Here is a 251-nt window from a genome sequence, read left to right as displayed (position 1 = left end):
CTGCCAACACTGAAGTTCTTGATGTTAATGTTGCAACACGTGCTGCCCAAGGGGTTACAACGCGCACGCGATTACGGTTTTTTACGCGGTAACGCCAAAGCCATCTTGCATCAAATACAATGCCTATTACTGCCACTGTTGCAGCTGCTACTGGGGATTGAGCCTATGAGCCAGCCCACGCGCACTTGCCCGTGTTGCCAGCACAGCATGCAATGCATTGGCATCAGCCGACCGAGGTAGTTCAATCACAT

General features: G+C 51.8%; 1 protein-coding gene. It reads left to right on the top strand.

The annotated features are described in order from the left end of the window. A partial coding sequence (locus Q4519_RS21940) for a transposase (RefSeq protein WP_303516089.1) occupies nucleotides 1–240 on the top strand: 240 nt, incomplete at its 5' end. Between the last annotated feature and the right edge of the window lie 11 nt (nucleotides 241–251).

It is taken from the genome of Motilimonas sp. 1_MG-2023, assembly GCF_030547455.1.
In the GTDB taxonomy this organism is placed as follows: Bacteria; Pseudomonadota; Gammaproteobacteria; order Enterobacterales; family CBDFNC01; genus Motilimonas.
This window is presented reverse-complemented; position numbering and strand designations above follow the sequence as displayed.